Here is a 14,844-nt window from a genome sequence, read left to right on the forward strand (position 1 = left end):
TTGCCATGCGCTGGGTGTGTATTCTCTTTCCGCAATTGGCGCTGGACGCGGTACTGCGTCAGCGCGTCGATCCCGATGAGCCGCTGGCGCTGCTGACCGGCCCGGCCCAGCGTCGGGTGTTGCAAGCGGTCAACGCTTCGGCGCGGGCGCTGGGCTTGCGTCCGGGCCAGTCGATGACCGCTGCCCAGGCCTTGAGCAAGGGGTTTGTCACGGCTGAATACGACGCTGCCGAGATCGAGCACTGGCAGCAGTTTCTGGCCGCCTGGGCTTATCGATTCAGTTCACAAGTCAGCGTGTATTACCCGCGTGCGGTGGTGTTTGAAATCGAGTCCAGCCTGGGATTGTTCGGCGCCTGGCCGCAATTCGAGGCGAGGTTGCGGACCGAGCTCGGCGAGCTGGGGTTTCGCCATCGGATTGTTGCCGCGCCCAACCCGGTGGCCGCACGGGTGCTGGCCAACGCGTATGACGGTCTGGTGGTGTCCGACGATCAAGCCTTGCAACATCATCTTGGGCAGTTGCCCATCGACCGGATCGGGCTGGAAACCAGCGTTGCCACCGCGTTGTCGCGCATGGGGCTGCGCACCTTGAGTCAGGTTCAGGCGTTGCCTCGCCATAGCCTGGCCCGGCGTTTCGAGGCCCAGGTGCTCAAGCATCTGGACGCCTTGCTCGGGTTACGGCGGCTGGCGCTGGCGTTCTACCTGCCGGCGGACCGGTTCGATGTGCGCATCGAGCTCAACTTCGATGTGCAGTCCCATCAGGCGCTGCTGTTTCCGTTACGCCGATTGACCGGTGACCTGTCGGCATTTCTTTGCGGTCGGGACAGCGGCGTGCAGCGTTTTGACCTGCATTTGGAGCACGCCGGGTTGCCGGACACCGTCATCAAGGTCGGCCTGCTCAGCGCCGAACGTGATCCGGCGATGCTCTTTGAACTGGCCCGGGGCCGGTTGGAGCACGTCCAGGTCGAGGCCCCGGTGCGCGGTTTTCGCCTGCGCGCCGAAGACTTGCCGGCCTTCGTTCCCCAGCGCCAGGAGCTGTTCGACGCCCGCCCGCAGCAGTCCTTGCCGTGGGAGCAACTGCGCGAACGCTTGCGCGCGCGGTTGGGGGATGACGCGGTGCAGGGCTTGCGGTTCCAGGCCGATCACCGGCCGGAATGCGCGTGGCAGGCCAGTGTCGACAGTCAGCGCTGTGCAGGGCTGCCTGCCGTGCAACGTCCGGGCTGGCTGCTGACTGAACCGCTTGCGGTGCCCGAAGGTTCGACGCGTATCCTGATGGGGCCGGAACGCATCGAGTCCGGTTGGTGGGACGGCGCCGATGTGCGCCGCGATTACTTCCTGATCGAAACCCGTTCCGGCCAGCAGGGCTGGGCCTATCGCGCGGTCGGTGAGGACGGCCCGTTGTGGCTGCAAGGCTGGTTCGCATGAGCATCGACTATGCCGAGCTGCACTGCCTGTCGAACTTCAGTTTCCAGCGCGGTGCTTCCAGTGCCCTCGAACTCTTTCAGCGGGCGAAAAAGCAGGGCTATCAGGCCTTGGCGATCACCGATGAATGCACCCTGGCCGGTATCGTCCGCGCCTGGCAAGCGGCCAAAGCCGTGGAGCTGCCGCTGATTATCGGCAGCGAAGTGCGCATCGAGAACGGTCCGAAACTGGTGTTGCTGGTGGAAAACCTCGAGGGTTACCAGACACTGTGCCGACTGATTACCCGAGCGCGGCGCCGCACGCAGAAAGGCCAGTATCAAGTGCTGCGGGAAGACTTCAGCGAACCTTTGCCGGGGCTGTTGGCGTTGTGGGTGCCGGACGCGGTCGATGACTTCGAACAGGGCCACTGGCTGAAACAGACCTTCGTCGATTGCCTGTGGTTGACCGTCCAGCTGCATCGCGGCCAGGACGATACCCGACGACTGGGCGCACTGCTGGCTCTGGCGAGGGAGCTGCGAATCCCGGCAGTGGCCAGCGGTGACGTGCACATGCACGCCCGTGGGCGACGCGCCTTGCAGGACACCATGACTGCGATCCGTCATCACCTGCCGGTGACGGAGGCCGGGTTGCGTCTTCATCCCAATGGCGAGCGGCATTTACGCAGTCTCGATGCCCTGCAATCGATCTACCCGCAAACACTGCTCGACGAAACGCTGAACATCGCCCGGCGCTGCACCTTCGACCTCGGTCAGTTGCGTTATCAATATCCCCGGGAGTTGGTGCCAGAAGGCCAGACAGCCACGTCCTGGCTGCGTCATTTGACCGAAGAGGGCATCGCGTGGCGCTGGCCAAAAGGCCCGCAGGCCCAGGTGCTGACGCAGATCGACAAAGAACTGGAACTGATCGCCGAGCTGGGCTACGAAAGCTATTTCCTGACGGTTCACGACATTGTGCGTTTCGCCCGTGAGCAAAAAATCCTGTGTCAGGGCCGTGGTTCGGCGGCCAATTCGGCGGTGTGCTTTGCCTTGGGCATCACGGAAATCGATCCGGATCGCACCACGCTGTTGTTCGAGCGCTTTCTCTCGAAGGAACGCAACGAGCCGCCGGACATCGACGTCGATTTCGAGCATGAGCGTCGCGAAGAAGTCTTGCAGTACGTGTTCCAGCGTTATGGCCGGACCCGCGCGGCGCTCACGGCGGTGGTCAGCACGTATCACGCGGCTGGCGCGGTGCGTGATGTGGCCAAGGCCTTGGGGTTGCCGCCGGATCAGATCAACGCCCTGGCCGATTGCTGTGGCCACTGGAGTGATGAAACACCGCCCGTGGAACGCCTGCTTGAAGGCGGGTTCGATCCCGAGAGCCCGGTGCTGCGCCGGGTGCTGAGCCTGACGGGGCAACTGATCGGGTTCCCCCGACACCTGTCCCAGCACCCCGGTGGTTTCGTTATTTCCGAGCAGCCTCTGGACAGCCTGGTCCCGGTGGAAAACGCCGCCATGGCCGAGCGCACCATCATCCAGTGGGACAAGGACGACCTCGATGCCGTCGGGTTGCTCAAAGTGGATATCCTGGCGTTGGGCATGCTCAGTGCGATCCGCCGCTGTTTCGATCTGTTGCGCCGTCATCGCCATCGGGACCTGAGCCTGGCGACGATCCCGTCCGAAGACTCGCAGACTTACGACATGATTGGTCGTGCGGACACCATCGGCGTGTTTCAGATCGAGTCCCGGGCGCAGATGTCGATGTTGCCGAGGCTCAAACCCCGGACCTTCTATGACTTGGTGATCGAGGTGGCGATCGTCCGTCCGGGGCCGATTCAGGGCGGGATGGTGCATCCGTACCTGCGACGCCGAAACAAGGAAGAACCCGAGATCTATCCGTTCCCGGCACTGGAAACCGTACTCAAGCGCACCCTGGGCGTGCCGTTGTTTCAGGAACAAGTGATGCAGATTGCGATCGTCGCCGCCGACTACAGCCCCGGCGAGGCCGATCAGTTGCGCCGTTCCATGGCTGCCTGGAAACGCCACGGCGGGCTGGAGCCGCACAAGGATCGCCTAGCCGCCGGGATGAAGAAAAACGGCTACACGGCCGAGTTTGCCGCGCAGATCTTCGAGCAGATCAAAGGCTTTGGCAGTTATGGTTTTCCCGAGTCCCACGCCGCCAGTTTCGCCTTGCTGACCTACGCCAGTTGCTGGTTGAAATGCCACGAGCCGGCGGCCTTCGCCTGTGCGCTGATCAACAGCTGGCCCATGGGTTTCTATAGCCCGGACCAGATTCTGCAGGACGCGCGCCGGCATCATTTGCAGATTCGCCCGGTGGACGTGCGCGCCAGTGACTGGGATTGCAGCCTCGAACCGATCACCGATGCCCAACCGGCGATTCGCATGGGATTGCGGATGATCAAAGGCTTTCGCGAGGACGATGCCCGGCGCATCGAAACCGCACGGTCGAAGGGGGCGTTTATCGACGTTGCCGACCTCGGCGAACGGGCGCGACTCGACGCCCGCGCCCAGGAACAACTGGCCGATGCCGGTGCGCTGCGTGGTCTGGCCGGTGACCGTCATCGGGCGCGCTGGGAAGTGGCGGGTGTGCAGAAACAGCTCGGCTTGTTTGCCGGTCTGCCGAGTCAGGAGGAGGGCGCGGTGTCGTTGCCCCAACCCACCGTCGGCGAGGACTTGCTAGCCGATTACAACAGTGTCGGCACCACGCTCGGTCCGCATCCGCTGGCGTTGTTGCGGGGTGAATTGAAAGCCCGGCGCTGCCGCAGTTCGAAGGAACTGCTGGAGGTCGAGCATGGACGACCGGTCAGCGTCGCCGGGCTGGTGACCGGACGACAACGCCCGGGCACCGCCAGTGGCGTGACCTTTGTCACCCTTGAAGATGAGTTCGGCAACGTCAACGTCATCGTCTGGCGCGACCTGGCCGACCGGCAGCGCCAGGTATTGGTCGGCTCGCAATTGCTCAAGGTCGACGGGCGCTGGGAAAAGGAAGGCGAGGTGCGGCATTTGATTGCCGGACGTTTGAGCGACCTGAGCCCATTGCTCGACGGCATCAGCGTACGCAGCCGGGATTTCCGTTGACCTCGGGACATGCGCCAGCCCATGCGTTGATGCCCGAATAATTTAATACTGTCTTCGATGATGGCACTTTGGCATAATGCCGGCCGCCGACGTCCCGCACGTCGATTGTCGATTTGATGCCCCCTCGCTTTTTTGCCGCTGCAACCCGCAGTGGCAAGCTATTGCCGTGCCGGGATAAACCGTTTTTCAAAAGGAATGCACAGTGAGAATGATCTCTCGGATGTTGGTATCGGCGGCAGCGGTTGCCGTTTTGGGCGCGATGGCCGGGTGTGCGACTGAAAGCTCGCGCGCCTTGCCGGTAGAAAAGGTCGAAAGCGCCAGCCTCGCTTATGCGGGCGTTCGCGTACCCATGGCGGTCGGCAAGTTCGACAACCGTTCGAGCTACATGCGCGGGATCTTTTCCGACGGTGTAGATCGCCTTGGCGGTCAGGCCAAGACCATCCTGATCACTCACTTGCAGCAAACCAACCGCTTCAGCGTGCTGGATCGCGACAACATGGGCGAGATCCAGCAGGAGGCCGCGATCAAGGGCCAGTCCCAGCGCCTCAAGGGGGCCGACTTTGTGGTCACTGGTGATGTCACCGAATTCGGCCGCAAAGAGACTGGCGATCACCAGTTGTTCGGCATTCTCGGTCGCGCCAAGACCCAGGTGGCCTACGCCAAGGTCAATTTGAACATCGTCAACATCAGCACCTCGGAAGTCGTTTATTCGACTCAGGGCGCGGGCGAATACGCCTTGTCCAACCGTGAAGTCATCGGCTTTGGCGGCACCGCTGCCTACGATTCGACCCTCAACGGCAAAGTGCTCGACCTGGCCATGCGCGAGGCGATCAATCGTCTGGTGGACGGCATGAATGCCGGTGCATGGAAACCGGGCAACTGATCAAGGTCGAAGACAAGGAGCGGTACAAGCATGTTCAAGATTTATGCGAAATGGGCGCTGATGGCGTCGACCGTGCTGGTCAGTGGCCTGTTGGCCGGCTGCAACAGCGGCCCGAAAACCCTTTACCAGTGGGAAAGCTACCAGCCGGAAGTCTACGAGTACTTCAAGGGTGAAGAGCCCAAGGAAGCTCAGGCCGAAGCCCTGGAGCGCGACTTGCAGAAAATCAGGTCCACCGGCAAGACGCCGCCGCCTGGCTACCACGCTCATTTGGGGTTGTTGTACCTGAGCATGGGCAAGGACGATCAGATGGTGCAGCAATTCAGAACCGAAAAGACGTTGTTCCCCGAGTCGACGCCGTACATGGACTTTCTGCTTAAAAACGCCAAGACCGGAGACACCCAATGATCGCGCGCTCATTGAAACTGATGGCCGGGCTACTGGCTCTGGCGGTACTCGGCGGTTGCGTCAGTCCCAAGACCGTGGACTATTCGGCATACAAGCAAAGTCGTCCGAAAACCATTCTGGTGCTGCCGCCGCTGAACAACTCGCCGGACGTCAAGGCGTCCTACAGCCTGTTGTCGCAGGTCACGTACCCATTGGCTGAAGCCGGTTACTACGTGCTGCCGATCGCCCTGGTCGATGAGACGTTCCGCCAGAATGGCTTGACCACACCGGCGGATATCCATCAGGCACCGGCCAACAAACTGCAAGAAATCTTCGGTGCCGATGCTGCGCTGTACATCACTGTGACGGACTATGGCACTCGCTACATGATCATCAACAGCGAAACCGTGGTTACGGCCAGCGCGAAACTGGTGGACCTCAAGAGCGGCACCACCCTGTGGACCGGCTCGGCTCGGGCTTCGAGCGAAGAGGGTGGCAATAACGGTGGCGGTGGTTTGATTGGCATGCTGATTACGGCTGCGGTCAAGCAAGTGATCAACAGTTCAACCGATGCCGGTCACCCGATTGCCGGTGTGACCAGCGCTCGGCTGCTGTCGGCAGGACAACCGGCGGGGTTGCTGTACGGGCCGCGTTCGCCGAAATACGGCACTGACTGATGTCCGCAATCCCGTAGGAGCTGTCGAGTGAAACGAGGCTGCGATCTTTTGATCTTGTTTTTTAAAAGCAAAGTCAAAAGATCGCAGCCTCGTTTCACTCGACAGCTCCTGCAGGGTTTGGGTACGTGGGCAGAGTTCTATTTGGCTTCTGGCCAAAACCGCTCCCCACCCCCCGGCGCCTCCGTCCAGGCCTGCAACGACCGTGTCGGCAAATCGAAATAATCGCGCGTACGCGCATACCCATGCCCACCCATCCGGCCAATCGCATCCAGCCCCAACTGATCGATATACAAGGTTTTCGGGTCGATCAATTCATCCCGCACATGGGCCATCAGCACTTCGCCAAAGATGATCTCCCGTGACTGCCCGATGGACAGCGCCATCATCCTTCGGCACTCCAACGCGACCGGAGCTTCGCCAATCCGTGGGCATTTGACCGTGGTCCCGGGAATGGCAGTAAGGCCCGCAGCAGTCAGTTCGTCGAAACCGGGGGCGAACGGCACGGCGCAGACGTTCATGGCTTCCACCAGGGCATCGCTGACGATGTTCACGGTGAATTCCTGATTGAGCTGGATATTGCGCGTGGTGTCCTTGGGGCTTAGATCGCCGTAGTTTTCCACGCCCAACGCGAGGATCGGCGGGTCGGCCGAGAGGGCGTTGAAGAAGCTGAAGGGCGCTGCGTTGATCCGACCTTCGCCGTCGATGGTGGTGACCAGGGCAATCGGCCGTGGCACCACGCTACCGATCAGAATCTTGTATTTGTCTCGCGGGCTCAATTGGCTGAAGTCGAAGCTTTGCATGGGCAGAATTCTCTAAAGAAGGGGATCAATCGCGCTCAGCGGCGCGCGTGCGCTGTAGTCGTCAGCGAACGGGATGGACGGTTTGAACAGGTCTTTCCAGTCCGGTTGGCCAAAGGTCCGGTCGCTGTGGCTGCGCATCAGTTTTTCGAATTGTCGTTGGGCCTGGCGTTGCAGGGCGGGGTAGTCGACGCCTTGAACCTGACCGTCCTGCATCACGCAGCGGCCGTCGATATAGCTGGCGATGCAGTCGTCACCACGCCCGGCCAATACCAGGTTTTTCAGTGGGTCGAACAGCGGCCCCAAATGCAGGCCGCGAAGACTGAACACGGTGATGTCGGCCTTGGCGCCCGGTGCCAAACGGCCCAGATCATCGCGACCCAGGGCCTTGGCGCCGCCGAGGGTGGCGGCGTTGTACAAATCCAGGGTGCTGGTGAGCAAGTTCCCGCCTTCCATCAATCGCGCGATGTTGAGACCCTGGCGCATGTTTTCCAGCAAATCCGCCGGCCAGGTGTCGGTGCCCAGGGCGAAATTGATGCCCTTGGCCCGATAGCGACCGAATGAGTTCAGTGCCTCACCGTCACGGGCAAACACCACCGGGCAATGCACCAGACTCGCACCTCCATCCACCACGCGTTGCAGATCGTCATCGCCTGAGGTGTAGATGCCGTGGGGCAGCAGACTGCGCGGGGTCAACAGATCCAGTTGCTGCAACCAACCCAGCGGCGAAGTACCGCGCAGTTGCTCGACCATCGCCACCTCACCGAGCCCCTGGCAACAATGCAAACGCATCGGCGCGTTCAGCTCCAGGCTGAGCGCGGCGGTGCGTTGCAGCAGGGCCGGGGTGCAGGTCTGGATGCGATCCGGCAGCAGCGCGCCGCGAATCAAACCCTCGTGCGCGCCGTCGAAATCATGGAAAAACCGCACAGCCGCATCGAGCCCGGCCATGCCCCGCGCTTCATCCCAGTGATGCCCGAGGGTTCCATCGGCGCGCCAGTAACTCATGCCGCTCATGTAGCAGGGGCCAAGGTAAGTCCGCAGCCCCAGCTCGGCAGCCACACCGGCCACCGCAGAAAACTCGTCGTAAGTCTCGGCCCACTCGCGGTAATACATCGAGGTGATCGGCATGGCGGTGGTGATGCCGTTGCGGATCAACTGAGTGAAGGCGTAGCGGTATTTGAAAACTTCTTCATCAGGGCTGTAACTCTCCTGCGGACCGCTCGCCAGGTAGTCCCCGGACCACATCCGGCCCATGTCGCGTTCATCGCCGTTGTCCAGCGTCAGCACCGTCGAATCAAGATCCCCGAGCGCATCCAGATCGATGAAGCCCGGACCGATCAACGCGTTGCCGTAATCAATCCACTGATCCACCTGCCCCGAATAGTCACGGCCAACAAACACGATGCGCGAACCTTCGAACACCACTTCGCCGTCGCGCCACAGCACATGCTGGGTGCCGTCGAACCCGACCACGCAACTGGCTTTCAATCCAATCCTCTTCACAAGCGACTTTCCAGCAGTCGGCCACCGGAGGCGATCAACTCACCACAGCGATAAACCTGCCGCACCGGTCGCGACACCACCGCCTCACCCAGCGTCTGCACCGGCATCAGCAGAAAGTCCGCTGGCGCACCGATCTGCACTCCATAACCTTCACAGCCCAACGCCCGAGCACCATTCACCGTCGCTGCTTCGAACACCGCCGCCAGTTCATCGTCCTTGTTCAAGTCGAAACGAAAGGCCATCAACATCGCCCGTTCCAGCATGTCGCCGTTGCCCATGGGCGACCAGGCATCGCGAATGCCGTCCGAACCCAGGCACACGTTCACCCCGGTCTCACGAAGGGCGAGGAACGGTGGCACCGCGCAATCGGCCGGTGCCGAACTCATCAGGGAAATGCCCAAGGCCGCCAAACGCTCCGCCACCGGTTTGACCTGACTCCACGGCAACATCCCAAGGCAGTAGGCGTGGCTGATCATCACCCGACCCTGACGCCCGAAGCGTTCGGTGTAGTCGGCGATCAGTGCGATCTGCCACAGGCCCAGTTCGCCCTTGTCGTGCAGGTGAATGTCGACGCCACGCTTGAATTCACTGGCCAGCTTAAACACGAAGTCGAGCTGTGCGATCGGGTCGTTGTCGATGCCGCAGGGGTCGAGGCCGCCGACGTTCTCCACGCCCAGAGCCATGGCTTCGCGCATCAATTCGGCGGTGCCGGGGCGGCTGATCAGGCCGGTTTGCGGAAACACCACCAGTTGCAGGTCGATCAGGTCGCGGTAGCTTTCGCGCAGCTGTTGCATGGCCTCGACATGGCGCAGGCCGAATTCCGGGTCGATGTCGACGTGACAACGCATCGTCAGCGAGCCACGGGCGATGCAGTTTTCCAGCAGGGCGCCAGCGCGTTGAGCGATGGGCGCGTTGACTTCACGCAGCACGCGGCGCTCGTTGGCGATGTAGTCCTTGAGCGTCGGGCCGGCGCTGTTCGCACGCCAGGGTTGGCCCCAGAGGGTTTTGTCGAGGTGGACGTGGCTTTCAACCAGGGCAGGGGTGAGGAGCTGGTTTTGGCCGTCGATGTCGGTGGTGGTGAGGGCAGCGGTCGATGCCGGGCGGCGTTGCTTGAACAGGCCGTTTTCGATCAGCAGGTCTTCGGCGGTTGAACCGTAGGGCCGCACATTGCGCAGCCAGCGGGGTTGGGTCATTGCATACCTCTTTTTCAGAATTTAGAGCATCGGTGCCTGTGCTGGCCTCATCGTCGGAACGCCGCCCGGAGCAAGCTCGCTCCCACAGTGGTTTTGTGTTGAACATGGAATGTGTGAACAACCCAATACCCTGTGGGAGCGAGCTTGCTCGCGATGGCCGCGACTCGGTCTCAAGCCAGCCAATCAACCCTTGAGCTTCGACCAGATCCGGTCCTGCAGCTCACGCGCCTTGTTGCTGCACTCTTTCTCCGGGCGCAAGCGCGAGGCGAACTCATCGGGCATGTTGATCGCGTCCATCACCCGCCATTTGGCGTCGATCAGTTTGTCGCTCTGGATACCGTTGTCGTAGGCGATGGCGTTGGACACGGCGGCGGCGTTTTCCGGTTTCATCATCCAGTCGATAAAGATCTTCGCGTTGCCGGGGTGCGGGGCGCTTTTCGGTACGGCGAAGTTGTCCTGGAACATCGCCAGGCCTTCGCGCGGGTACACGTACTTGATGGTGCTTTTTTGCAACGTGGCCCGGGCGGTGGAACCGTTCCAGTTCTGCATCATGATCACTTCACCGGAGGCCATGCGGTCGACGGTGTTGTCCGAGCTGTACATCTTCAAGTGCGGTTTCTGTTTTTGCAGCAGCTCCAGAATGCGCTTGGCGTCCTGCGGGTTTTCGCTGCATTCGTCGACGTTCAGGTAATGGCTGGCGGCGTTGATCACACTGCTGGAGGTGTCGAGGGCGGCGAGTTGGCCTTCCAGTTCCTTGCGCGGTTCGAAGAACTCTTTCCACGAATCGTCCAGCTTGCCGCCGGGCACCCGTGCGCTGTCATAGGAAAACCCGGTGGTGCCCCACAGGTACGGGGCGGAGAACTTGCGACCGGGGTCGAAACTCGGATCACGGAACGCCGGTTTGACGTACTGGAAGTTGGGCAGGGTCGACGCGTCGATTTGCAGTAGCAGGTTCTGGTTGATCAACGTGCGCATGATCGACTGCGATGGCACGATCACGTCGTACGCCGCGCCGCCGGCCTGCAACTTGGCCAGCAGGGTTTCGTTGCTGTCGTAGCCGTCCATGGTGACCTTGATCCCGGTCTCCTTTTCGAACTTGGCCAGCAGTTCCACCGGGTAATAGTCGGTCCAGTTGTAGAAGAACAATTCCTTAGGTTCGGCGGCCTGGGTGTTGAACGCCGTGAAGCAACTCAGGGCCAGACCGGCGACAGCGAAACGCATGCTTTTGATGTTCATAGATGTACGCTCCAGAAGTACCACGAAGGACAAAGGCTCATTGGTTTTTGCCGCGCTGTCCCAGCCAGAAGGCCAGTACCACCAGCACGATGGAAATCACCAGCATCAGGGTCGAAATCGCGTTGATCTCCGGTGTTACCCCGGACTTGATCGCCGAGAAGATGTACACCGGCAACGTCGTCGAACCGGGTCCGGCAACGAAGAAGGTCATGATGAAATCGTCGAGGCTGACCACGAACGCCAGCACCGAACCGGACAACACTGCCGGCCACAGCAGCGGCAGCGTCACTCGACGAAATACTTGCCACGGGTTGGCGTACAAATCGTTCGCCGCCTCCAGCAAGCTCTTGTCGAGGTCATTGAGCCGTGCACGGATCGGCAGGTAGGCGAAAGGAATGCAGAAGCCGATGTGCGCGACGATCACCGTCAGCAAACCGAGCTTGATCCCCAGCGCCATGAACAGCAGCAGAGTGGCCACGGCGGTGACGATCTCCGGCAGGATCAGCGGCAGGTTGATCCCGCCCTCGACCATCTTCTGTCCATAGAACGGCCGGTACGTCGCCAGCGCTGCGAGCAACGCAATGGCCGTGGCGCAGACTGTGGCGATGCCGGCGACGATGATCGAGTTCAGCGCCGCCGTCTGAATCGACGGGTTGGCCAGAATCCGCCCGTACCAGGCGAACGAGAACTCGGTCCACACCGTCGCCGAACGGTTGGCGTTGAAGCTGTAGGCGATCAGCACGAAGATCGGCACGTACAGATAGGCCAGGATCAACAGGCTGACTTCCCGGGTCAGGGGCAGTTTTTTCAGGTGCAGGGCGATCATGCGGTGGCTCCCCGATGCAGGGTTTTAGCGGTGCTGCGGCTATAAAGGGAGTAAAGCACCAGGGACAGCAGCAGAATCCCCAGCAGCAGGAACGACAGCGAACTGCCCAGCGGCCAGTTACGCGCGGTGCCGAACTGTTGCTGGATCAGGTTGCCGATCATCAGCGTCTTGCCGCCGCCGAGAATCGCCGGGGTGATGAAGGCACCGAGGCTCGGCACAAACACCAGCAGCGCGCCGGCAATCACGCCGGGCATCGACAGCGGCAGGATGATCCGCCGCAACGCGTGCCAACGATTGGCACCGAGGTCGTAAGCCGCTTCCACCAGACGCCAGTCGAGTTTTTCCAGGGTCGAGTAGATCGGCAAAATCATGAACGGCAGGAAGCTGTAGACCAGCCCGACGCTGACCGCGAAGTCGTTGTAGAGCAGGGTGATGCCACCCGCCTGCGGGAACAGCGCGTTGACGCTCTGAGCAACCCAGCCATGCTCGCGCAGGATGATCAACCAGGCGTAGTTGCGGATCAGCAGGTTGGTCCAGAACGGAATGGTGATCAGCAACACCATGAGGTTGCGCCGACGCGGTGTCAGGCTCGACATCCACAAGGCCACCGGGAAGCCGAACAGGAAACACAGCAACGTGGTGCCACCGGCCTGGAACACCGAGCGCAGAAGCGCCTGGGCGTAGACCCAGTTCAGTTCCAGTTCACCGTCGAAACCTTCTTGGAAGAACAGTTGCACGTAGCTTTGCAATTGCCAGTTGGCCTGCCAGTCGACGCCGCCATACACATTGCGCGGCAACAGGCTGATGTAGCCCATGATGCCGAGCGGAATGGCGATCAGCGCCAACAAAGTCAGAACCACCGGGCTGAGCAACAGCGCACGGTTGAGGGCGGGAGAAGTGCTGCTGACGCTCATCTCAGGCCTCCATCAACAGGCAGGCGTGGGGCGGCAGGTTGACCGCGATGCGATCGCCGACCACCCGGCCGCGGTTCAGGCCTTCGTTGTTCTCGCGTAGCATGACCTTGATGTCGTTGTTCAACCGGCACTGGTAAAGGGTCGCGGTGCCGACATACAACACCGCTTCAATCACGCCGCGCAGGTGATGCGGTTGCGCCGGGTCGACCAATTGCGAACGTTCCGGACGGAACGCCAGTTGCACGCTGGCGCCGTCAAAGCCTTGAGCAGGGCAAGGGATTTCCACTGGCATGCCGCTCGGCACGAACAGTTTTTCGTTCTGCTGGCCGCGCTTGAGGTGACCGGGGAGGAAGTTAATGTCGCCGATAAACTGAGCAACGAAGCGATGCTGCGGCCGTTCGTAGATATCGTTCGGTGTGCCGATTTGCAGGATCTTGCCGGCGGACATCACGGCGATGCGGTCGGACAGCGTCAGCGCTTCTTCCTGATCGTGGGTGACGAAAATGAAGGTGATCCCGGCTTCCTTCTGTACGCGCTTGAGTTCGACCTGCATTTCCTTGCGCAGCTTCAAGTCCAGCGCCGACAGCGGTTCGTCGAGCAACAGCACTTTGGGTTTCGGCGCCAGGGCCCGGGCCAGGGCTACGCGCTGCTGCTGGCCGCCGGACAGCTCGGCCGGTTTGCGCTGGGCCAGGTGTTGCATTTGCACCAGCGCGAGCATCTCATCGACCCGTTGCGGGATGAGCTTGCGATCAAGACCCTGCATCTCGAGGCCGAAGGCGATATTCTGCGCGACGCTCATGTGCGGAAACAGCGCGTAGCTCTGGAAGACGGTGTTGACCCGGCGCTTGAACGGTGGCAAATCATTGACCGGTTCGCCTGCCAGACGAATCTCGCCTTCGCTGACCTGTTCGAAGCCGGCGATGGTCCGCAACAAAGTGGTCTTGCCGCAGCCGGAAGGGCCGAGCAGGGTGAAGAATTCATTGTCGGCAATGTCGACTGAAACGTTGTCGAGGGCTGGAGCCAGCCCCGGATCGTCGGAATACCGCTTGGAGACGTTACGCACTTCTATCGCTATTGGATGACCCATAATGGTGCATTCCTCTAATTATTGTATGCAATATCTGGATGCAATTTAGAAATACCCGGATTAATCTGCTCGTGCAACCCCCTTTTTCAAAGGCTGCTCATCGCCTGGGGCCGGTTGTTTAGCGCTAAAGGAGTGTTCAGATGACCGAGAAAAAACTCGAGACCACGGTCGACCGCGTCTACCAAGGGGTTTACGAGGCGATCAGCAAACGTTCATTGCGTCCCGGGATGAAGCTCGGCGAAGCCTCATTGGCCGAACTTTTTAATGTCAGCCGGACGTCGGTTCGTGCCGCGCTCAAACAGTTGGAGGCCGATGGCCTGGTCACCACCGAGCCCAACAAAGGGGCGTCGGTGTCGTTGCCCAGTGATGAGGAGATCCGCTTGCTGTTTGAAACGAGGCGCCTGATCGAGATCGGCATCGTCACTGAGCTCTGTCGTCGTCGTGATACTGCCGTGACCCAGGACCTGCGTGATCACCTGTTACTGGAGGATGAAGCGCACCGCAGCGGCGACCATGAACGGTTGATTCATCTGCTTGGCGAGTTCCACATCAAGCTCGCGCAAAGCCTGAACAACCCGGTGTTGCTGGACTGGTTCCGCAAGCTGATTTCCCGCGCCTCGCTGTACGCCGCTGCGCTGGATGACGACAGTCATGAAGCCTGCCGCGATGATGAACACCTGCGGTTGATCGAGTTCATCGAAGCCGGTAATCAGAGCGCTGCGATCGAACTGACCTGCATGCATTTGAATGGCATCGAGAAGGCCATTCTCGACGTCGCCGCGACGTTGAAAACCGGCTACCACCCACTCAAGCACCTGATCGAGGTTTAGTCGCGAGATCCGTAGCAGC

General features: G+C 61.0%; 13 protein-coding genes. 6 read left to right on the top strand and 7 right to left on the bottom strand.

The features are described from left to right. Nucleotides 1-5 precede the first annotated feature (5 nt). The 5 genes from E3W21_RS03110 (at nucleotide 6) to E3W21_RS03130 (ending at nucleotide 6,439) form a co-directional block, all read left to right on the top strand. The gene (locus E3W21_RS03110; RefSeq protein WP_134418140.1) at nucleotides 6-1,421 is read left to right on the top strand and encodes a DNA polymerase Y family protein; all 1,416 of its coding nucleotides are present in this window, start codon (nucleotides 6-8) and stop codon (nucleotides 1,419-1,421) included. After that, nucleotides 1,397-4,495 (top strand): error-prone DNA polymerase, encoded by a 3,099-nt coding sequence (locus E3W21_RS03115; RefSeq protein ID WP_166793805.1) that lies wholly within the window; start codon nucleotides 1,397-1,399, stop codon nucleotides 4,493-4,495. The genes E3W21_RS03110 and E3W21_RS03115 overlap by 25 nt, the downstream gene beginning before the upstream one ends. 208 nt (nucleotides 4,496-4,703) lie before the next feature. Beyond that, the gene (locus E3W21_RS03120; RefSeq protein WP_165353332.1) at nucleotides 4,704-5,378 is read left to right on the top strand and encodes a CsgG/HfaB family protein; all 675 of its coding nucleotides are present in this window, start codon (nucleotides 4,704-4,706) and stop codon (nucleotides 5,376-5,378) included. 60 nt (nucleotides 5,379-5,438) lie between these two features. Further along, entirely contained in the window at nucleotides 5,439-5,783 is a 345-nt protein-coding gene (locus E3W21_RS03125) for a DUF4810 domain-containing protein (RefSeq protein WP_371925536.1), read from the top strand. Further along, nucleotides 5,780-6,439, top strand: a complete 660-nt coding sequence (locus tag E3W21_RS03130) for a DUF799 domain-containing protein (protein ID WP_134418154.1) — start codon at nucleotides 5,780-5,782, stop codon at nucleotides 6,437-6,439. Before E3W21_RS03125 ends, E3W21_RS03130 begins: the two co-directional genes overlap by 4 nt. A 137-nt stretch (nucleotides 6,440-6,576) precedes the next feature. Here the strand turns inward: E3W21_RS03130 and E3W21_RS03135 are convergent, their stop codons facing one another. The 7 genes from E3W21_RS03135 to E3W21_RS03165 all read right to left on the bottom strand — a co-directional run bounded on the left by E3W21_RS03135 (nucleotide 6,577) and on the right by E3W21_RS03165 (nucleotide 13,995). Continuing rightward, the gene (locus E3W21_RS03135) at nucleotides 6,577-7,239 is read right to left on the bottom strand and encodes a flavin reductase family protein (RefSeq protein WP_134418161.1); all 663 of its coding nucleotides are present in this window, start codon (nucleotides 7,237-7,239) and stop codon (nucleotides 6,577-6,579) included. Between the two features lie 12 nt (nucleotides 7,240-7,251). Then, a complete protein-coding gene (locus E3W21_RS03140; RefSeq protein WP_134418168.1) occupies nucleotides 7,252-8,739 on the bottom strand; it encodes an amidohydrolase family protein in 1,488 nt (495 codons plus the stop codon). After that, nucleotides 8,736-9,932 (bottom strand): amidohydrolase family protein, encoded by a 1,197-nt coding sequence (locus E3W21_RS03145; protein ID WP_134418175.1) that lies wholly within the window; start codon nucleotides 9,930-9,932, stop codon nucleotides 8,736-8,738. Before E3W21_RS03145 ends, E3W21_RS03140 begins: the two co-directional genes overlap by 4 nt. A gap of 183 nt (nucleotides 9,933-10,115) precedes the next feature. Beyond that, nucleotides 10,116-11,168, bottom strand: a complete 1,053-nt coding sequence (locus E3W21_RS03150) for an extracellular solute-binding protein (RefSeq protein ID WP_129443594.1) — start codon at nucleotides 11,166-11,168, stop codon at nucleotides 10,116-10,118. A 37-nt stretch (nucleotides 11,169-11,205) separates the two neighbouring features. After that, nucleotides 11,206-11,994: an ABC transporter permease gene (locus tag E3W21_RS03155; RefSeq protein WP_046048507.1), complete on the bottom strand. Its 789-nt coding sequence runs from the start codon at nucleotides 11,992-11,994 to the stop codon at nucleotides 11,206-11,208. Continuing rightward, complete coding sequence (locus E3W21_RS03160) at nucleotides 11,991-12,908, bottom strand: ABC transporter permease (protein WP_134418182.1); 918 nt, start codon at nucleotides 12,906-12,908, stop codon at nucleotides 11,991-11,993. The genes E3W21_RS03155 and E3W21_RS03160 overlap by 4 nt, the downstream gene beginning before the upstream one ends. A gap of 1 nt (nucleotide 12,909) precedes the next feature. Then, the gene (locus E3W21_RS03165) at nucleotides 12,910-13,995 is read right to left on the bottom strand and encodes an ABC transporter ATP-binding protein (RefSeq protein ID WP_134418189.1); all 1,086 of its coding nucleotides are present in this window, start codon (nucleotides 13,993-13,995) and stop codon (nucleotides 12,910-12,912) included. Between the two features lie 140 nt (nucleotides 13,996-14,135). Between E3W21_RS03165 and E3W21_RS03170 the strand changes: the two genes are divergently transcribed. After that, a complete protein-coding gene (locus E3W21_RS03170) occupies nucleotides 14,136-14,825 on the top strand; it encodes a GntR family transcriptional regulator (protein WP_134418196.1) in 690 nt (229 codons plus the stop codon). Nucleotides 14,826-14,844: the final 19 nt, after the last annotated feature.

The sequence above is a fragment of the Pseudomonas sp. F01002 genome, assembly GCF_004402115.1.
In the GTDB taxonomy this organism is placed as follows: domain Bacteria; phylum Pseudomonadota; class Gammaproteobacteria; order Pseudomonadales; family Pseudomonadaceae; genus Aquipseudomonas; species Aquipseudomonas frigoris.